General features: G+C 65.7%; 17 protein-coding genes. 8 read left to right on the forward strand and 9 right to left on the reverse strand.

All coding sequences use genetic code 11. The features are described 5' to 3' along the window. Positions 1-35: 35 nt before the first annotated feature. Positions 36-1,046 carry a polyprenyl synthetase family protein gene (locus KYE46_RS00320; protein ID WP_219002617.1) on the forward strand — a complete coding sequence of 337 codons (1,011 nt, stop codon included), beginning with the start codon at positions 36-38 and terminating at the stop codon, positions 1,044-1,046. Here KYE46_RS00320 and KYE46_RS00325 read toward each other — a convergent pair. The 4 genes from KYE46_RS00325 to KYE46_RS00340 all read right to left on the reverse strand — a co-directional run bounded on the left by KYE46_RS00325 (position 1,043) and on the right by KYE46_RS00340 (position 6,448). Continuing rightward, entirely contained in the window at positions 1,043-1,873 is an 831-nt protein-coding gene (locus tag KYE46_RS00325; RefSeq protein WP_219002619.1) for a 4-(cytidine 5'-diphospho)-2-C-methyl-D-erythritol kinase, read from the reverse strand. The two genes, KYE46_RS00320 and KYE46_RS00325, sit on opposite strands and share 4 nt — an antisense overlap. Positions 1,874-1,898: 25 nt before the next feature. Beyond that, the gene (locus KYE46_RS00330; protein WP_219002621.1) at positions 1,899-3,587 is read right to left on the reverse strand and encodes a tetratricopeptide repeat protein; all 1,689 of its coding nucleotides are present in this window, start codon (positions 3,585-3,587) and stop codon (positions 1,899-1,901) included. 80 nt (positions 3,588-3,667) lie between these two features. Beyond that, positions 3,668-5,317, reverse strand: coding sequence for an electron transfer flavoprotein-ubiquinone oxidoreductase (locus KYE46_RS00335; RefSeq protein WP_219002624.1), 1,650 nt, complete (start codon positions 5,315-5,317; stop codon positions 3,668-3,670). Between the two features lie 162 nt (positions 5,318-5,479). After that, entirely contained in the window at positions 5,480-6,448 is a 969-nt protein-coding gene (locus KYE46_RS00340; protein WP_219002626.1) for a quinone oxidoreductase family protein, read from the reverse strand. 77 nt (positions 6,449-6,525) lie between these two features. On the opposite strand from KYE46_RS00340, the gene lysA reads away from it, so the two are divergent. Next, positions 6,526-7,791 (forward strand): diaminopimelate decarboxylase, encoded by a 1,266-nt coding sequence (lysA, locus tag KYE46_RS00345; RefSeq protein ID WP_219002628.1) that lies wholly within the window; start codon positions 6,526-6,528, stop codon positions 7,789-7,791. A gap of 31 nt (positions 7,792-7,822) precedes the next feature. Continuing rightward, the gene (locus tag KYE46_RS00350) at positions 7,823-10,375 is read left to right on the forward strand and encodes a DUF4175 domain-containing protein (protein ID WP_219002630.1); all 2,553 of its coding nucleotides are present in this window, start codon (positions 7,823-7,825) and stop codon (positions 10,373-10,375) included. Between the two features lie 41 nt (positions 10,376-10,416). Here the strand turns inward: KYE46_RS00350 and KYE46_RS00355 are convergent, their stop codons facing one another. Next, positions 10,417-11,238, reverse strand: coding sequence for a zinc-ribbon domain-containing protein (locus KYE46_RS00355; RefSeq protein ID WP_219002633.1), 822 nt, complete (start codon positions 11,236-11,238; stop codon positions 10,417-10,419). Positions 11,239-11,481: 243 nt separating this feature from the next. On the opposite strand from KYE46_RS00355, the gene KYE46_RS00360 reads away from it, so the two are divergent. The 5 genes from KYE46_RS00360 to KYE46_RS00380 are packed head-to-tail and all read left to right on the forward strand — an operon-like array spanning position 11,482 to position 14,591. Next, complete coding sequence (locus KYE46_RS00360; protein ID WP_219002635.1) at positions 11,482-12,159, forward strand: cell division ATP-binding protein FtsE; 678 nt, start codon at positions 11,482-11,484, stop codon at positions 12,157-12,159. Further along, positions 12,156-13,058, forward strand: a complete 903-nt coding sequence (locus KYE46_RS00365) for a cell division protein FtsX (protein WP_219002636.1) — start codon at positions 12,156-12,158, stop codon at positions 13,056-13,058. Before KYE46_RS00360 ends, KYE46_RS00365 begins: the two co-directional genes overlap by 4 nt. Then, a complete protein-coding gene (locus KYE46_RS00370; RefSeq protein WP_219002637.1) occupies positions 13,058-13,783 on the forward strand; it encodes a lysophospholipid acyltransferase family protein in 726 nt (241 codons plus the stop codon). Before KYE46_RS00365 ends, KYE46_RS00370 begins: the two co-directional genes overlap by 1 nt. Further along, entirely contained in the window at positions 13,780-14,379 is a 600-nt protein-coding gene (locus tag KYE46_RS00375) for a pyridoxamine 5'-phosphate oxidase family protein (RefSeq protein WP_219002638.1), read from the forward strand. The genes KYE46_RS00370 and KYE46_RS00375 overlap by 4 nt, the downstream gene beginning before the upstream one ends. Further along, positions 14,376-14,591: a hypothetical protein gene (locus tag KYE46_RS00380; protein ID WP_219002639.1), complete on the forward strand. Its 216-nt coding sequence runs from the start codon at positions 14,376-14,378 to the stop codon at positions 14,589-14,591. The genes KYE46_RS00375 and KYE46_RS00380 overlap by 4 nt, the downstream gene beginning before the upstream one ends. Position 14,592: 1 nt before the next feature. Here KYE46_RS00380 and KYE46_RS00385 read toward each other — a convergent pair whose 3' ends face one another. From KYE46_RS00385 to KYE46_RS00400, 4 genes are all read right to left on the reverse strand, one after another. Continuing rightward, complete coding sequence (locus KYE46_RS00385) at positions 14,593-15,552, reverse strand: acetyl-CoA carboxylase carboxyltransferase subunit alpha (protein ID WP_219002640.1); 960 nt, start codon at positions 15,550-15,552, stop codon at positions 14,593-14,595. A gap of 90 nt (positions 15,553-15,642) precedes the next feature. Beyond that, positions 15,643-16,824 (reverse strand): LytS/YhcK type 5TM receptor domain-containing protein, encoded by a 1,182-nt coding sequence (locus KYE46_RS00390; protein ID WP_219002641.1) that lies wholly within the window; start codon positions 16,822-16,824, stop codon positions 15,643-15,645. A 69-nt stretch (positions 16,825-16,893) separates the two neighbouring features. After that, entirely contained in the window at positions 16,894-17,853 is a 960-nt protein-coding gene (locus KYE46_RS00395; protein ID WP_219002642.1) for an L-malyl-CoA/beta-methylmalyl-CoA lyase, read from the reverse strand. Between the two features lie 135 nt (positions 17,854-17,988). After that, the gene (locus tag KYE46_RS00400; RefSeq protein ID WP_219002645.1) at positions 17,989-18,273 is read right to left on the reverse strand and encodes a hypothetical protein; all 285 of its coding nucleotides are present in this window, start codon (positions 18,271-18,273) and stop codon (positions 17,989-17,991) included. Positions 18,274-18,290 lie beyond the last annotated feature (17 nt).

Consider the following 18,290-nt stretch of genomic DNA (forward strand, 5'->3'; position numbering starts at 1 on the left):
CCGCGCGGGCTGAGTGTCGAGATGGGGAGCTTCCGATGAGCCTGGACACGCCAACGCAGAAGCCCTACGACCGCCTGAGCGCGGCGCTGTCGGAGGACCTTGCCGCCGTCAACGCGCTGATCCGCGATCGCATGGCCTCAAAGCATGCGCCCCGCATCCCCGAGGTGACGGCGCATCTCGTCGAGGCTGGCGGCAAGCGTATCCGCCCGATGCTGACGCTGGCCTGCGCGCGGCTCTGCGGCTACGGCGGCACGGATCACGTGAAGCTGGCCGCGACGGTGGAGTTCATCCACACCGCCACGCTGCTGCACGACGACGTGGTCGACGAATCCGAGCAGCGGCGCGGGCGGCCGACGGCGAACCTTTTGTGGGACAACCAGTCCAGCGTGCTGGTGGGCGATTACCTCTTCGCCCGCGCGTTTCAGTTGATGGTGGAGCCCGGCAGCCTTCGGGTGCTCGACATCCTCTCCAACGCGGCGGCAACCATCGCCGAGGGTGAGGTGCTGCAACTGACCGTCGCCTCTGACATCGACACGCCGGAAGAGACCTACCTGCAAGTGATCCGCGGCAAGACCGCCGCGCTTTTCGAGGCCGCCTGCAAGGTCGGCGGCGTGATCGCCGAGCGTGATGATACGGTGATCGAGGCGCTGGCGACCTATGGTGACGGTCTCGGTGTGGCCTTCCAGATGGCCGACGACCTGCTCGACTGGGGCGGCGTCGACGGCGAGGCCGGGGCGATCGGCAAGAACATTGGTGACGATTTCCGCGAGCGGAAGATGACCCTGCCGGTGATCCGCGCGATTGCCGCGGGCGACGGCGAGGAGCGGGCCTTCTGGGCGCGGACCATCGGCAAAGGCGACCAGCGCGACGGCGATCTGGAGCAGGCTCTGAGCCTTCTGCAGAAGCACGCCACGCTGGCGCAGACACGGGACGAGGCCAACGCCTATGTCGCGAAGGCCAAGGCCGCGCTCGACGTGCTGCCGGGTGATCCCCTGCGCGACATGCTGTCTGATCTGGCGGACTACGTGGTCGCGCGCCTGAACTAGGGCGCGTCTGCCGCCGCGCCCAGTATCAGCGCGGGCTCGGCCCACCAGTCCGAAGGCATGGCCGCCGCGCAGGCGCGCGCCGCGGCCTCCGTCTCGAACAAACCGAAACATGTGCCGCCCGATCCGCTCATCCGCGCGAGCCTGCACCCTTCCGTCCGGCCGATCCGTTCCAACACCTCACCAATGACCGGAGACACCGCCATGGCCGCGCTTTGCAGGTCGTTGCGTGTCGCGCTCAGCCATTGGATGAATTCCTCCGCCCCGTCCCATCGAGGCGCCGAGAGAGCTGCATTATCGGTTGTCTCGAGCGCTTGGAAGACGGCCCCTGTCGGCACCTCTTCCCCTGCATTCACCAGAACGACCCACAATTCCGGCAGCGGCGGTACGGGTTCCAGCACCTCGCCGATGCCGCGCATCCTCGCAGGATGTGCATGGAGGCAGACGGGCACATCCGCTCCGAGGGCCTCTGCCCCCGCCGGCACCTCGACCCCCCAGAGGTCCGACAAACCGCGCAGTGCGCAGGCCGCGTCGGCAGAGCCGCCGCCGATCCCACCCGCATGGGGCAGGTTCTTCTCCAATGTGATCGCCGCGCCGCGCTTTGGGTCGAGCCATTTCGCCGCCTGCCACACGAGGTTGCCCGCATCCTCCGGCACCCCACCGGCGCGCGGCCCCTCGACGCGAAGGCTGAGCTCATCAGAGGCCGAGAAGGAGAGCCAATCGCCCACGCCCGCGAAGACAACCAGCGAATCGAGCAGGTGATACCCATCGTCCCGCTTACCCGTCACATGGAGGGCGAGGTTCACCTTGGCGGGCGCGAAGAGCTTCATCGGAAAGGCGTCATCAGGTCTGCGATCACTCTTCCTCGAGCGCGCCGACGCCGCCTTCCTCCTCCAGCACGACATCGAGCCCGACCTCCAGCTTGCGGCGGATGCGTTCGGCATCTTCCGGTTCCGGATCGAAGGAGAGGGCGCGCTGCCATTGGAATTCCGCCTCGCGGAAACGGTCGGCCATCCAGTAGACGTCCCCCAGATGGTCGTTGACGATAGGATCGTTCGGCTCAAGCTCCACGGCGCGTTCCATCGGTGCCACGGCTTCCTCGAACCGGCCAAGGCGGTAGTAGACCCACCCGAGGCTGTCGACGATGTAGCCGCTTTCGGGCCGAGCGGCGACGGCGCGCTGGATCAGGCCGAGCGCTTCGTCGAAGTTGCGCCGCTGCTCAACAAGCGAATAACCGAGGTAGTTCATCACGTTGGGCTGTTCCGGGTTCAGCTCCAACGCGCGACGAAAATCGGCTTCGGCGGGGGGCCAGTCGTCCAACTGATGGTAGCAGATCGCGCGGGCATAATGGATGAACCAATAGCGCGGCAGGTCCGCGTCCACGAGGTCCAGCACGGCGGAATAGGCCGCAATCGCCGCGTCAAAACGCTCGGCCCGGCGCAGGATATCGCCGTAGGCCGCCTGCACCGAAGCAAGGTCCGGTCGCGCCTCCACCAAGGCCCTGAGAATGGCGATGGCTTCGTCCTGCGCGCCGGTCTCTTCCAGTGCCTGCGCGCGGCCCATCTGGGCTTCGATATAATTGGGGTCGTCCTCCGGGACGGAGGCGAAGGTTTCGGCGGCCAGCAGATATTGCTCGGAAGCCGACATCAACTCGCCCGCCAGCACCACCGCGTCGGAATGATCCGCGTCGATGCCGCGCGCGGCCTGCGCCATCAGCAGTGGCAGCGTGGTGTTACGGTCGCCTGACAAAAGCTGCGCGACCGTGAAAAACACCTCGGCCACGCCTTCTTCTGCCGTGCGAACGAAATCGTAGGTCACATCCTCGCCCGAGCCGACGCGGGCCTGCAACGCCAGCAAGCCGGGGTCCGGCACGGCCTGGGTGTAGCCGTCCAACAGGTCGAGCGCTTCTGCCCGCATACCGAGTTGCAGCATGATCACGGCGCGGGCGCGGACCACGCGCTCGGTGTTGGTGATGTCGACGCCGGTGTCACCGGACAGGATCTCGTGCGCGGCCTCGAAGTCGCCCGCCGCCGCGCGGGCCAGAGCCAGATGCAGGGCTGCCAGTTCTTCCATGCCGCGTTCAGAAGCGAGCGCTTCGAAAGTGTCCACGGCTGCCGTCATGTCGCCCTGGCCGAAGCTGAGCCACGCCCGCGCCAGTTCATCGGCAAGCGGTCCGGGCCCGTCGCCCGCCTCGATCATGTCGATGGCTGCTTGCAGCTCGCCCTCGGTCACGCGGCGCACGAATTCGACCAGGTCGACAAGCTCCTGCCCCTCGTCATCCGCGTTCAACCCCGCAGCCACCGCCGCCGCGGCTTCCCATCGACCGAGGGAGGCGTTGGCGAAGACCGCGTTGGAGACCAGAAAGGCGTTGCCGGGGTCCATGGCGAGTGCGCGGTTGAAGTACTCCGCCGCCGCCGCGTGATCGCCGCTGATCGCCGCCGCGCGCCCTGCCAGATACGCTCCGGGCAGGCTGTCGGCCTGCGCTGCGAAGGGCGTCGTGAGGGCCACAAGGGCCAGCGCGAACAGGGATCGTTTGGGCGTCATTCTTGCTCTCCTCTGCCCCGGACCGGAGCGGTTTGGCCAGAGACTAGGCCGCGTCCGGGGGAAGGGCAATCACGCGCCCCTCACATGTTCGGGTAGTTCGGCCCGTCGCCGCCCTGGGGCACCGTCCAGTTGATGTTCTGGGTCGGGTCCTTGATATCACAGGTCTTGCAGTGGACGCAGTTCTGGAAGTTGATCACGAAGCGCGGGTCCTGACCGGCCTCGTTCACCACTTCATAGACACCCGCCGGACAATAACGCTGCGCCGGCTCGTCGTAGAGCGGCAGGTTCACCGCGATCGGCACCGTGCTGTCGCGCAGTTTCAGGTGCGACGGCTGGCTTTCCTCGTGGTTGGTGAAGGAGAAGGCCACATTGGTCAGCCGGTCGAAGGACAGTTTGCCATCGGGGCGCGGGTAGTCGATTTTCGGATGCTCCGTGGCCTTTTCGGTCGCTGCCGCATCGGTCTTGCCGTGCTTCATGGTGCCAAACAGGCTGAATCCAAGGGTGTTGGTCCACATGTCGAGCCCGCCGAAGGCCAGCGAGGCGCCAAGCCCGTACTTCGACCACATCGGCTTCACGTTGCGGACCTTCTTGAGGTCTTTCCCGATCGCGCCGGTCCGGACTTCGTCTTCGTAGTCGTTCAACTCGTCAGAGGCGCGGCCCGCTCCAATGGCGGCATAAGCCGCTTCTGCCGCAGCCTTGCCCGAGAGCATCGCGTTGTGGTTGCCCTTGATGCGCGGCACGTTGACCATGCCGACGGAGCAACCGAGCAGCGCCACGCCCGGCGCCACCATCTTGCACAGCGACTGGTAACCGCCCTCGGTGATTGCGCGCGCGCCGTAAGCGATGCGCTTTCCGCCCTTCAGAAGCTCGGCGACCATCGGGTGATGCTTGAAGCGCTGGAACTCCATGTAGGGGAACACATGCGGGTTCTTGTAGCCCAGATGGACCACGAAGCCCACATAAACCTGATTGTTCTCAAGGTGATAGATGAAGCTACCGCCGCCCGCGTTCTTGCCAAGCGGCCAGCCCATCGTGTGGGTCACGCTGCCCTCGCGGTGCTTGTCGGGGTCGATCTCCCAGATCTCCTTCATGCCGAGCCCGTACTTCTGCGGCTCGCAATCCTTGGCGAGATCGAAGGTCTTGATGACCTCCTGGCTCAGGCTGCCCCGCACGCCTTCGCCGAGGAAGACGTATTTGCCCAGAAGTTCCATTCCCGGCTCGGTGTTCTCACCAATGGAGCCATCCGGCTCCAGCCCGAAGACACCGGCCACGACGCCGCGCACTTCGCCGTTCTCGCCGTAAACCAGCTCCGAGCAGGCCATGCCCGGGAAAATCTCGACGCCGAGCGCCTCGGCCTGCTCCGCCATCCAGCGGCAGACGTTGCCCATCGAGACGATGTAGTTGCCGTGGTTGTTCATCAGGGGCGGCATCGGGAAGTTGGGGACGCGGATCTTGCCCGCCTCGCCCAGCATGTAGAAATTGTCGTCCTTCACCGGCACGTTCAGCGGTGCGCCCTTCTCCTTCCAGTCGGGGATCAGCGCGTCCAGCCCGCAGGGGTCCAGCACCGCGCCCGAGAGGATATGCGCGCCCACTTCCGAGCCCTTTTCGAGCACCACGACGTTCAGATCCGCATCAAGCTGCTTCAGCCGGATCGCGGCGGAAAGCCCTGCAGGACCAGCCCCCACGATGACCACGTCATATTCCATGCTTTCGCGTTCGATCTCGGACATGTGTCATCCCCATAGGCTGTTTCGGGCGTTTGTGATGGCCCTTGAATGGCGTTCCAGAAGGGGTAGCGCGTCCCCCTTGGCCGGTCAATTCTGACGCAGTGGCGCGAAGCATTGGCCTGACGATTTGACGCGACTGGCCAAGCGCCGCAGGCTCAAGCGGAACTACAGCGTCAGCACCGTCTGCCCCGTCGTCTTGCGCGCCTCCAGCGCCCGATGCGCGTCCGCGACCTCGTCCAGCGCGAAACGTTGATCGATGCGGATCTTCACCACGCCCGAGGTGACCTTCTCGAACAGCTCGGCAGCCATCTGCTGGCAGGTCTCGTGCGCCGCGATATGGGCAAAGAGGGTGGGCCGGGTGATCTTCAGCGATCCCTTCTGCGCCAGCTTTGCCAGCTCGAAGGGCGGTACCGGGCCCGAGGCATTGCCGAAAGAGATCATGAAACCGAGCGGCTTGAGGCAATCGAGCGAGCCCTCGAAGGTATCGGCGCCCACCGAGTCCATCACCACGTCGACGCCGCCAGTCAGATCCTTCACCCGCGCGACCCAGTCTTCGGTCCGGTAGTTGATGCAGACCTCGGCTCCGTTCTCCTCGGCGAGGGCGCATTTCTCGTCGCTGCCCGCCGTACCGATCAGGCGGATGCCCTCGCTCCGCGCCCATTGACAAGCGATCAAGCCGACCCCGCCCGCCGCCGCGTGGAACAGGACCGTGTCGCCCTTCGCAATAGGGGTCGTGCGGCGGAAGAGGTAGTGCGTCGTCAGCCCCTTGAGCATCATCGCCGCGCCTTCCTCGAACCCGATATCGTCAGGCAGGGGGCAAACCTGAGCAGCCGGCATGACCCGCGCCTCGGTATAGGCTCCGGGCGGCGTACAGGCATAGGCCGCGCGGTCGCCCGGCTTCAGATGCGTGACCCCCTCGCCCACCGCCTCGACGATGCCGGCTGCCTCCATGCCGAGGGCTGCGGGCATCTCCATCGGGTAGAGGCCCGAGCGTTGATAACAATCGATGAAGTTCAGCCCGCAGGCATGGTGACGGATGCGAATCTCTCCGGCGCCGGGCTCACCCACCTCGCGATCCACGATCTTGAGTTGCTCCGGTCCGCCGTGGGCCTCGATTATCGCCGTTTTCACCATGATCGTTCCTCTGAAAGACTTTGAACCCCGTTGGATAGGTGCTACGCCGCCGCGTGCAAGACGAAGGGACGCGGCCCATGGATCATTTTCTCTACCAAGACGGCATCCTCCATGCGGAGGATGTGCCGATTACCGAGATCGCGGCAGCGGTCGGCACGCCTTTCTACGTCTATTCCACCGCGACGCTCACGCGGCATTTCCAGCTGTTCCAGGAAGCGCTCGACGGTCTCGACCACCTCATCTGCTTCGCCGTGAAAAGCAATTCCAATCAGGCGGTTCTGTCTCACATGGCCTCTCTCGGGGCGGGGATGGACGTGGTCTCGGGCGGCGAGTACCGGCGCGCGAAGGCGGCGGGCGTACCGGGCGAGCGGATCGTCTTCTCCGGCGTCGGCAAGACCGAGGAAGAGATGCGCCTGGCGCTGGAGGGCGGCATCCGCCAGTTCAACGTGGAATCCGAGCCCGAGATGGCCCGCCTCTCCCGCGTTGCGATGGAGCTTGGAACCGTGGCGCCGATCACCGTGCGGGTGAACCCCGACGTGGACGCCAAGACCCACGCCAAGATCGCCACCGGCCGCAAGGAGGACAAGTTCGGCATCCCCATCGCCCGCGCGCGCGAAGTTTACGCGCTGGCCGCCTCCCTGCCGGGGCTGGAGGTGATCGGGATCGACGTGCACATCGGCTCGCAGCTGACCGACCTCGACCCTTTCGAGACCGCCTACACGAAGGTGGCCGAACTGACCGAGCAACTCCGGGCCGATGGCCATACCATCCGCCGTCTCGACCTCGGCGGCGGGCTCGGCATCCCCTACGAACGCTCCAATACGGCCCCGCCGCTGCCGATCGAATACGGCGCGGTCATCAAGCGCACCGTGGGCCACCTCGGCTGCGAGATCGAGATCGAGCCGGGCCGCCTGATTTCCGGCAACGCGGGCCTGCTGGTGGCCTCGACGATCTACGTGAAGAACGGCGAGGACCGGGACTTCCTGATCCTCGATGCCGCGATGAACGACCTGATCCGCCCGGCGATGTACGGCGCCTACCACGACATCGTGCCAGTCGTCGAAGCCGCGCCCGGCGCCGAGCAGACACCCTATGATATCGTCGGACCGGTCTGCGAATCCGGCGACACCTTTGCCAAGCAGCGCAACCTGCCCCCGGTTGCGGAAGCCGACCTGATCGCCTTCCGCTCGGCCGGGGCCTACGGCGCGGTGATGAGCAGCGAATACAATACGCGTGCGCTGATTCCCGAGGTCATGGTCAAGGACGATCAATTCGCCGTCATCCGCGCCCGTCCATCGTTTGACGACATGATAAACCGCGATACACTTCCCCCGTGGGCATGACGCCCCGCCGCCGCCGTGCGGGAAAGGCAGAATGACCGAGCAAACCCCGAAGAGCGACGCGATCAAGCGGCTGATCTGGCCGCTGCGCCTGACCCGCGCCGGCATGGTGGCCGAGCGCGGTTTGCGCGCCTTCTGGCCGGTCTGGACGCTGCTGTTCGTGGTCTTCGCCGCCCTGTCTTTCGGCGCGGGAAGCCTTGTGAGCGGCACGGTCTTGCTTGGCATCCTCGCGGCGATCGCCCTGATAACGCTCGGGCTTGTCGCCCTCGGCATCCGCCGCTTCCGGATGCCCACCCATACGGAGGCGCTGGAGCGGCTGGACGCGACCATGCCCGGTCGCCCGATCACCACGCTGCTCGATACGCCCGCCGTTGGCGGCTCTGATCCTGCCAGTCAATCGGTCTGGGCCACCCATGTCGCCCGCATGGCCAATCGCGCGTCACGCGCCCGCGCGCCGCAGCCCGATCTGCGCATCTCGCGCCATGATCCCTATGCCCTGCGCTACGTCGGGGCGGTGGCTCTCGCCATGGCGCTGCTCTTCGGCGGCCTGTCGCGGGTGGCGGACGTGGGCGAAGTTTCGCTCGGACCCGGTGCTGCCACCGCCTCTGCCGGCCCTTCGTGGGAAGGGTGGGTGGAGCCGCCGCTCTACACCGGCCTGCCGTCGCTCTACCTCAACGACATCACCGCCGAGCGTTTCGAGGCCCCCCTCGGCTCCGAGATCACCCTGCGCGCCTACGGCTCCCCCGGTGACATCACGCTGCGCACCGACGTTGGACCGATGCCCGAGTTTGACGAGAACGCCTATGCGCAGACCGTCACGATGGAGCGTGCCGGCACGCTCGCCGTCGACGGCCCCGGCGGGCGCGAGTGGCAGGTGGCCGTGCGCCCCGACCAGCCCCCCACCGTCGCGCTGGAAGGCGAGGTCGAGGGTGAGCCGCCGAGCGCCATGCAGTTCCGCTTCTCCGCCAGCGATGATTACGGCATCCGCTCCGGCACCGCGACGATCCGGCTCGATGCCGATGCCGCCGACCGCCGCTATGGCCTCACCATTGACCCGGAGCCGCGCGAACCCGTCGTCCTCGATCTGCCGATGCCCTTCCGCGGCAATCGTGACGAATTCTCCGAAGTCGTGCTCGAGGACCTCTCCGAGCATCCCTTCGCCAACCTCCCCGTGACCCTGACCCTTTCCGTGGTGGACGACGCGGGCCAGCAAGCGAGCATGACCTATGACGTCGCCCGCCTGCCCGGTCAGCGCTTCTTCGACCCGCTCGCGAACGCGCTGGTGGAAATGCGCCGCGACATCCTGTGGAACCGCGACAACGCCACCCGCGCCGCGCGCCTGCTGCGGGCCATGACCCATCGCCCCGAAGACGACCTCGACGAATCCGTTTACCGCAGCCTGCGCGCCGCCATCCAACGGCTTGAGGCCGCGGTGGACATGATCTCCATCGAAACTCAGGAAGACGTTGCCGAAATCCTCTGGAATGCCGCGCTGGAGCTGGAGTTCGGTGATCTCGACAGCGCGCTCGAACGTCTCCGCCGCGCGCAGGAACGCCTTGCCGAGGCCATGCGCCAAGGCGCCTCGGACGAGGAGATCGCCGAGCTGATGCAGCAAATGCGCGAGGCGATGGACGATTACATGCAGGAGCTGGCCGACAATACCGAGTTCGGCGACGATACCGACCAGCCCGATCAGGGTGAACAGCAGGAGATGTCCTCGGCCGACCTCGACGAGATGCTGCGCCGGATCGAGGAACTGATGCAGGAGGGCCGTATGGCCGAGGCAATGGAGATGCTCCAAGCCCTGCAAGAGATGCTCGAGAACATGGAAATCACCCAAGGCGACGGCACCGGTGACGGCCCGCAGACGCCCGGACAAGAAGCCATGGAAGGCCTGCAGGACACCCTGCGCGGGCAGCAGGAGCTTTCAGACGATGCGTTCCAGGATCTTCAGGAGCAGCTGAACCCCAACCGCCCCGGCCAGCGCAGCGAACAGGACGGCAACGCGCCGCAAGGCAATCAGCCGGGCGAGCGGGGTCAGGACCCCGGAGCAGGCGGCCAGGGCGGAGAGAATGGCCAGACGCCGCCGGGCACGCTTGCAGAACGACAGCAGGAGTTGCTGCGGCAGTTGCAGGAGCAGGCTGGACGGCTGCCGGGCACTGGCACGGAAGCGGGCGACGAGGCGCTGGAACAGCTCGACGGGGCGGGCCGCGCGATGGACGAGGCCGCCGACGCCTTGGAGCGGGGCGACATTGCCGACGCGCTGGACCTGCAATCGGAGGCGATGGAAGCCCTGCGGGAAGGCATGACCCAATTGGGCGAGGCATTGGCTCAGGAACAGGGTGCCGAGCCCGGTCAGGGTCAGGCAGAGGGCAATCGGGCAGAGGCGCGTCCGCTGCAGGATCCCCTCGGCCGTCAGGCCGGCAACAACGGCGCTTTCGGCTCCGACGAAGAGGGTCTGGGTGACACCGAAGACGCTCGCCAGCGGGCGCGGGAACTGCTGGACCTGCTGCGCGACCGTGCCGCGGAACAGACCCGCCCTGAATTGGAACGTGATTACCTGCGACGGCTGCTGGATCAGTTCTGAAGCAATGCCTTGCGGCGCGGTGGGTTAGCGCCGCCGCTCCGTCAGGTCTCGAGCCATCCCGCCAGAGCGCGCGCTGTCTCATCAAGCCAGAGGCGCGCGTCGTTCACCACTTCGACGTATTGGTCGAGCACATCGGCCGCCTGCGGCACGGCTTCCTTGATCTCGGGCGCGTAGGCGTAGATGCCCACGCCGATCGCGGCGAGGATGATCACCAGAAAGAACCCGCGACGGACAGAGCCGCGCCGGCGGTTGCTGTTGTCGATCGTGTCGACATCGGTGGCGCTTGCCTCTTCCTCATGACGGTCGCCGGTCGCCCGAAGCGTGGAGTTGATCTCCTCGATGTCGGGAAATTCCTCCCGGCGCGAAGCGGCGGCGGCGCTGGCCACGGCGGCGCTGATGCTTTCGGTATCAAACGCGTCCTCGGCGCCTTCAAGCTCGGCCAGACGTTGCTCCCGGCTCGGGGTCGGGGGCGTCGCAGCCGTCAGGGGCATTTCCTCTTGCTGCGGGGCGGGCGCAGGTGCGGCTTCCGCCCGGCGCAAGCGCGCCTCGCGTTCGGCCTCCTCGCGCAGAATGTCGGTGACATTCGGGTCGATCTGACGCCGCGCGGGCCGCGGCTCGTCTGATTGCGCTGCATCGCCGGGGGCTCCGCTCGGGCCTTCCACGGCGACTTCCGACAAGCTCGGCGCGGGCGATGCTTCAGGCGCGGGCGGCGGCGGTGGGGCTGCGGCGGGCTCTGACACCCGCGGGCCGGGCTGGAACCATGTCGTCGAGCAATTGGAACATTGTACGTCACGCCCGGCAGGCGGCACCATGGATTCGTCAACTTCATATCGTGCGCTGCAATTCGGGCAGGTTAGCCGCATGGTGAGTCGTCTCTGATCTTGGGCGCAAGAGTGCGTGCCTTGGAGCAACCTGACAAAAGACAGATTACGTGCGTCGCCTGAAGCGTAGCAATCTGTGAAAGCCTTTCCAATCCCTGTAAAAAATGCACTGCGTCAAGCCGTTGCAACAACGACTCAGTCGCAGGGACCGGGCATCGCGCGCGATTGCAGTGCCGCGCCAAGAGTGCGAGACAGGAACCGAGCAACGGCAAGGTGCGGAATCCAATGATCGAGATGCAGGACGCCGCCTATGGCTATGGGGCAGAACCGCTCCTCTCGGGCCTGACGCTGAACCTCGCGCCCGGCTCGTTCCATTTCCTGACCGGCCCCTCGGGCGCGGGCAAGACGACGTTCCTCAAGCTGTGCTATGCCGAGCTCTTGCCCACCGGGGGGCACATCAACCTTTTCGGCCACGCCGCGACCGAGTTGTCCCGCGACGGGATCGCCGACCTGCGCCAGCGCATCGGGGTGGTGCATCAGGACTGCAAGTTCCTCGACCATCTGCCATTGACCGAGAACCTCGCCCTGCCCCTCACGGTCACCGGCAAGAGCAATCTTGTACAGGAGAGCAATCTGACCGAGCTGATCGGGTGGGTTGGCCTCTCGGCCCGCGCCAACGCCACGCCCCCGGAGCTTTCCGGCGGCGAGAGGCAGCGCGCCGCATTGGCCCGCGCGATCATCATGGACCCGGACCTGATCATCGCCGACGAGCCAACCGGCAACGTCGATTGGGACATGTCCCTGCGTCTGCTGAACCTGCTGGTCGAGCTGAACAAGCTTGGCAAGACGGTGGTGATCGCGACCCACGACCTCGCCCTGATCCGCGCCGCGAAGCAACGGGTGCAGGCGCGCGTCTTGCGCATCCAGAACGGTCACATCATCTCGGCGGGGGCGGATCTATGAGCCTGCGCGCCGATATCACCGCGCTCGTCAGCCGCGACACCCAGGCCGACCGCGTCGTGCCGCGCAGCGGGCAGTCGGCCCGGCTCACGGTGGCGACCTCGGCGGCGATGGCCTTCCTTGCGGTCTTTGCCATGGCGCTCTCCATGGCGGCCGGGCGTCTGGCCGATCGCTGGTCGGACGCGCTGGCGCAGTCCTCCACCATCCGCATTTCCGCCCCGGCCGCCGAGTTGGAGGCGCAGACATGGGCCGTGCTGACCGTGCTGGAGCAAACCCCCGGCGTCGACAGCGCACGGGCATTGACGGAGGAGGAACAGCAAGCCCTCCTCTCGCCGTGGTTCGGCCCCGACCTGCCGCTTGATGATCTCCCGATCCCGCGCCTGATCGAGGTGGTTGAGACGCCCGACGGCTACGACGCCGACGGCCTGCGCCAACGTCTGGCGGCAGAGGCTCCCGGCGCGGTGCTCGACGACCATGACCGTTGGCGCAGGCCTCTTGCCGATGCGGCCAGTCGCCTGCGGCTTCTGGGCGGGCTGGCGCTGGTTCTGATCCTCGGCGCCACCGCCGCCATGGTCACCCTCGCCGCGCAGGCCGCGCTCGCCGCAAATGAGCAGGTGATCCGCGTCCTCCGCCTTGTGGGGGCACGTGACAGCTACATCGCCCGCGCTTTCGTGCGGCGCTTCACCCTCCGTGCGCTGACCGGGGCCGCCGCAGGCACGCTCGCGGGCATCCTCGCGGTCCTGATCCTGCCCTCGGCGCGGGAAACGGCGGCAATCCTCACCGGCCTCAGCTTCTCCGGCACGGGCTGGCTCTGGCCGCTGCTGATCCCGGTTCTCGCAGCCACGACGGCATTCTTCGCGACCCGTTTCGCGGCCTTCCGCACCCTCAGAGGGCTTCAGTAATGCAGACGATCCGCTCCTTCCTGCACATCGTGCAGATGTACGCCATCATGCCGGTCATCGCGGTGATCTATTTTCCCTGGGCGCTCGTCAGCCGCCGTGGTGCCGAAGCCGCCTGCCACGCCTATTGCGCCTGGGTGTTCTGGACGTTGAAGTGGATGGTCGGCCTGAGTGTCGAGCTGCGCGGCGAGATCCCCACCGGCGAGGTCATGATCGCTGCGAAACATCAGAGCTTTCTCGACGTGATGGCGATTTACCATGCCGTCCCACACGGCAAGTTCATCATGAAGCGCGAGTTGATGTTCGCGCCAATCCTCGGCCAATACGCCCTGCGCATCGGCTGCGTGCCGGTCAACCGCGGCAAGCGCGGCGCGGCGATCCGCAAGATGCTCGACGATGTGCGCAGCGGCAAGCAGCAGGGCGGCCAGCTGATCATCTATCCGCAAGGCACCCGCATCGCCCCCGGCGTCTCGGCACCCTACAAGGCCGGCACCGGAGCGCTCTACGCGCAGATGGGCCAGCCTTGCGTGCCAGTCGCAACCAATATCGGGGTGTTCTGGCCCAAGACCGGCATCACCCGCAAACAGGGCGTCGCGGTTGTCGAGTTCCTGCCGCCGATCGAACCGGGCTTGCAGCCGAAGCCATTCCTTGCGCGACTGGAGGCCGAGATCGAGACCAACAGCGACGCATTGCTCGAGGAGGCGGGGTTCATCCGCGTGGAACCATGAAAACCATCACCGACACCGACGCGCTTGCCGCGCTCTACGGCGCGGCGGTGCCCGCCTCGCTTTCCAAGGTCGTGCCAAGGCTGACCCCGAGCTATCGGAAGTGGATCGATGCCGCGCGCTTCGTGGTCCTGTCCACCGTCGGGCCGGAAGGCACCGATGCCAGCCCGCGCGGCGATGATGGTCCGGTGGTACGGATCGTCGATGACCGAACCCTGATGATGCCCGACTGGCGCGGCAACAACCGCATCGACAGCCTGCGCAATATCGTCCGTGACGGGCGCGTCTCCTTGATGTTCATGGTGCCGGGCAGCGGCAATGTCGTGCGGATCAACGGCACCGCCGTGCTGACCGCCGACCCGTCGGTCACCGAAACCTTCGAGCAGCGCGGTAACCATCCCAAAACGGTTATCGTGATCACGGCCGAGGAGATCTACTTCCAATGCGCCAAGGCGATCATGCGCTCGGGTCTCTGGTCGCGCGACGATGCGGCGGGGCTGCCCAAAGCGGGCGATTTCATCTCCGAGGTTGATCCCGAGTTCGACGGCAAGACCTACGACGCCGAATATCCCGTGAAAGCGCCGGAGCGGATGTGGTGAAGCTCCTCGCTTACCTCCTGCTCCTGCTCGGCTTCTGCATGGGACTGATCGCGGCCTTCGTGATCTACGCAGCCTGGACCGATTTCACGTCCCGTGGCTGTCCGGGAGCCGCCCAATGCTCGGATGCGGTCAGCGTCATGGTGCTGACCGGCTGCGCCCTCATCGCCAGCGCGGTGATGCTCTTTGCCGCCGTGGTCTTCGCGCGCCGCTAGATCAGGCCGCGAGACCCTTGGAGCCGATGTCGAGGAATTTCTGGCGCCGCGCGTTGACCAGCGCCTTGCGATCCTTGCTGTCGATCCCATCCAGCATCTTGGCAATCGCCTCGCCGACGTTCTTGATCGCGGCCTGCTTGTCACGCTGTGCACCGCCGAGGGGCTCGGAGATGACGACATCGCAGACGCCAAGCTTGTGCAGATCCTGTGCCGTCAAACGCAAGGCTTCGGCGGCTTCGCGCATTTTCTCGGCGTCTTTCCACAGGATCGAGGCGCAGCCTTCGGGGCTGATGACCGAGTAGACGGAATGCTCCAGCATGGCGAGCCGGTCTGCCGTGGCAAAAGCCACCGCCCCGCCCGAGCCGCCTTCGCCGATGATGACCGAGACCAGCGGCACGCCGATCTGCAGGCATTTCTCCGTGGAGCGTGCAATCGCCTCGGACTGGCCGCGTTCCTCGGCCCCTTTGCCGGGATAGGCGCCGGGCGTATCGACGAGTGTGATGACGGGCAGGTTGAAGCGATCCGCCAGATCCAGCAGGCGGACGGCCTTGCGGTAACCCTCGGGCCGGGCCATGCCGAAGTTGCGCTCGATCCGGGTCTTGGTGTCCGAGCCCTTCTCGTGGCCGATCACCACCACCGGCGTATCATTGAAGCGGGCAAGGCCGCCCATGACGGCCTCGTCATCGGCAAAGTTCCGGTCGCCGGCCAGCGGCGTGTATTCGGTGAACAGCGCCTCGATGTAATCCTTGCAGTGGGGCCGTTCCGCATGGCGAGCGACCTGACATTTGCGCCATGGCGTCAGATCCTTGTAGAGATCGCGCAGCATGTCCGCGGCCTTTTTGTCCAGAGCGGCCGCCTGTTCTTCAACGTCCATACCCTCTTCGCGCCGCGCCATCGCGCGCAGCTCTTCGGCTTTGCCTTCAATTTCGGCAAGGGGCTTCTCGAAGTCGAGGTAGTTCATTGTGCGTCCTGCTCCGTTAAGGGTCGACGCAAGTTATATGACGATGCCCGCGCGCAGATGCAACTCGCGACATGGCCGCGCGACCTTGCCTCACGGCGCGAAGTTCCGCTTCCGCTCGATCAGGAAATCAGCCTTGGCGAACAGCAGGGCGTGTTTCTTGTGATCGAAGATATCGGCGCGCGGCGCCGTGGTCTTGCTTTCGTCGCCTTGGTCGCGGGCCTTGCGGGCGCGGATCTCGCTACCCCAATCCACCACCGCCGAGACATGGGCCGTTTCCGTGTAGCGCATGAATTCCACCGGATCGGAAATCTCCCGCAGGGAGACCGAGACCACCGTGCCGCTCGCCGCGGAAGGCGCGTTGCGCAGGGCGAGGTTCAGGTTGGCCTTGACCCGGCTGAAGTGATGCACCTCCTCGGCGCTGAGCGGCACGAGGATGCGACCGTCAGCGCAGAGGCCCGCGAGGTTTGCGTGTTCAAGGTATCCGGCCAAGGCCTGTCGGTCCAAAGGCGATTGCGCAGGCTCGGTGAAGAGGTCGATGGCGCTGCGCAGGATGCTGCGCTCCGGCGTGATCGTGAGGAACCCCGCGAAGGTCCCGAAGGCGCGCGCCGTGTAAGCATTCGTCACCTCCCGCATGAAAGCGGGCCCGAGGAGAAGGCCCGAGACCGGATCATGGGTCGCAGAAGCCGACAGGCGGTTCTCCTTGCGGATGTGACGGTTCTCGCGCTCCAACAGGGCGGCCAACAGGGGCACCGCCACCATGTTGATGACCAACAAGGGCGCCGCCGCCGTGGTGATGAACCAGATCGCGATTTCGCGTGGCAGCAGCAGCGCCGCGAAAAGGTGACAGGACATCGCAAGCCCCAGGGCCAGAAAGCTGCCGAAGCCGCGCGCATCGATATGAACGGCCTTCCGCGCCCAGGCCAGCCCCGCGACGCCGGCGATTATCATCGCCCAAAGCCCTGATTCGAGCCCGACACCGCCAAGGCCGATCCGCGTCCCCATCGCCAAGGCAAGACAGGGGAGCAAGCCACGCCACCCCAGAAATGCGCCGGCCAGCGCGATCGGGATGTTGCGGAAATCGATGATCACGCCCTCGATCGGTTCGATCGGGATGTTCATCTGCACCAGGGCCATCAAGCCGAACAGCACGCCCAAAAGGCTCGGCGCGAAGAAGCGCCCGGCACATTTGCGGCGCACCAGCCCGTAGGCTTCCGCCAGGAGTGCCGTCAGGCCCAGTGCGATGATGACGTCGAAAATGATTGAATAGCTCATGGCTGCCCCACAGATTTACCTCGCGGCATATCTGTATACAGGTGCACTTTAATGAGGTGTTAACGCGCCTCAGGAAGCCGCGATCATTTTAGCCTGTTTGACGACAACCTCGGCCTGCTTGATCGAGGCGATATCGACCAGCCGCCCCTTGTAGACCGTTGCCCCCGCGCCTTCGGCCTTGGCCTTCTCCATCGCAGCGAGGATCTCTTCGGCCTCTGCCACGGCCGCCTCGGAAGGCGTGAAGACCTCATTTGCCACTGCGATCTGCTTGGGATGGATGGCCCATTTGCCGACCATGCCCAGTGTCGCCGAGCGCCGCGCCTGCGCCCGGTAGCCCTCGTCATCCGAGAAGTCTCCGAACGGTCCATCCACCGGCAGAACGCCGTGGGTCCGGCAGGCGGCCACGATGGCCGTCTGTGCCCAATGCCACGGATCGGACCAATATTTCGCCCCCTCATGCAGCATGTAATAGGCCTCTTGCGTGCCGCCGATCCCTGTCGTCTGCATCCCCATCGACGCCGCGAAATCCGCCGCCCCAAGGCTCATCGCCTGCATCCGAGGCGAGGCGGCAGCGATCTCCTCCACATGGGCGATACCCGCAGCGCTCTCGATGATCACCTCGAAGCCGATCGGCTTCTCCCGCCCCTTGGCCGTCTCGAGCGCGGTGACCAACGCATCGACCGCGTAGATATCCGCCGCGCAGCCCACCTTGGGGATCATGATGATATCGAGCCGCGAGGTATCCGCCTCCAGCAGGTCCACCACATCGCGATACCAATAGGGCGTGTCGAGCCCGTTGATCCGCACGCTCAGCGTCTTGTTGCCCCAATCCACGTCGCGGATCGCCGCAATGATGTTCGCCCGCGCCGCGTCCTTGTCGTCGGGCGCGACGCTGTCCTCCAGATCGAGGTTGATCACATCGGCATCGGAAGCCGCCATCTTCGTGAAGAGTTTGGGATTCGAGCCTGGGCCGAACAGCTGACAGCGGTTCGGACGGGCAATAGGAGTTGGCTGGATGCGGAAGCTCATGGGACCCTCACGAAAGGAAATTGCGCAATGCTTAACGTGAGAGGTAGATTAGTGCGCGCCCGAGCGCAAGTGCTGCGCTGCGGCGAGAGGCATCAGTAACGGGGTCAACCTACGGCAAGGACTGTTGCTCAACCCTCAGCGATTGCGCCAAGGCCGGTCCCGCGTGTCCTTGTTCCGCCGCTTGGCCGCATATTCCGTCGGGATCAGGATCAGCGCCGCGACCGAGCCGATCACCGCGTCCAAACCCGGCGAGCCTAAGGACAATCCGAAGAGCGAGCGCACGAAAAACAGCACCAGAACCGCGCCCCATGCGATGAAAACCGAGGGCAGAATGCCATTGTGGGTCCAGTCCCACTTTTCCATCAGGAAGGCCACGACGCCCGCGATCATCAAGGATCCGAAGAATGAAAACAGAACCATGAGGTCCTCCGATTGTC

This window comes from Gymnodinialimonas ceratoperidinii, from assembly GCF_019297855.1.
In the GTDB taxonomy this organism is placed as follows: domain Bacteria; phylum Pseudomonadota; class Alphaproteobacteria; order Rhodobacterales; family Rhodobacteraceae; genus Gymnodinialimonas; species Gymnodinialimonas ceratoperidinii.

Coding starts and splice junctions, on each gene's coding strand:
- KYE46_RS00320 (WP_219002617.1), top strand. CDS start 36: ATGAGCCTGGACACGCCAACGCAGAAGCCCTACGACCGCCTGAGCGCG.
- KYE46_RS00325 (WP_219002619.1), bottom strand. CDS start 1,873: ATGAAGCTCTTCGCGCCCGCCAAGGTGAACCTCGCCCTCCATGTGACG.
- KYE46_RS00330 (WP_219002621.1), bottom strand. CDS start 3,587: ATGACGCCCAAACGATCCCTGTTCGCGCTGGCCCTTGTGGCCCTCACG.
- KYE46_RS00335 (WP_219002624.1), bottom strand. CDS start 5,317: ATGTCCGAGATCGAACGCGAAAGCATGGAATATGACGTGGTCATCGTG.
- KYE46_RS00340 (WP_219002626.1), bottom strand. CDS start 6,448: ATGGTGAAAACGGCGATAATCGAGGCCCACGGCGGACCGGAGCAACTC.
- lysA (WP_219002628.1), top strand. CDS start 6,526: ATGGATCATTTTCTCTACCAAGACGGCATCCTCCATGCGGAGGATGTG.
- KYE46_RS00350 (WP_219002630.1), top strand. CDS start 7,823: ATGACCGAGCAAACCCCGAAGAGCGACGCGATCAAGCGGCTGATCTGG.
- KYE46_RS00355 (WP_219002633.1), bottom strand. CDS start 11,238: ATGCGGCTAACCTGCCCGAATTGCAGCGCACGATATGAAGTTGACGAA.
- KYE46_RS00360 (WP_219002635.1), top strand. CDS start 11,482: ATGATCGAGATGCAGGACGCCGCCTATGGCTATGGGGCAGAACCGCTC.
- KYE46_RS00365 (WP_219002636.1), top strand. CDS start 12,156: ATGAGCCTGCGCGCCGATATCACCGCGCTCGTCAGCCGCGACACCCAG.
- KYE46_RS00370 (WP_219002637.1), top strand. CDS start 13,058: ATGCAGACGATCCGCTCCTTCCTGCACATCGTGCAGATGTACGCCATC.
- KYE46_RS00375 (WP_219002638.1), top strand. CDS start 13,780: ATGAAAACCATCACCGACACCGACGCGCTTGCCGCGCTCTACGGCGCG.
- KYE46_RS00385 (WP_219002640.1), bottom strand. CDS start 15,552: ATGAACTACCTCGACTTCGAGAAGCCCCTTGCCGAAATTGAAGGCAAA.
- KYE46_RS00390 (WP_219002641.1), bottom strand. CDS start 16,824: ATGAGCTATTCAATCATTTTCGACGTCATCATCGCACTGGGCCTGACG.
- KYE46_RS00395 (WP_219002642.1), bottom strand. CDS start 17,853: ATGAGCTTCCGCATCCAGCCAACTCCTATTGCCCGTCCGAACCGCTGT.
- KYE46_RS00400 (WP_219002645.1), bottom strand. CDS start 18,273: ATGGTTCTGTTTTCATTCTTCGGATCCTTGATGATCGCGGGCGTCGTG.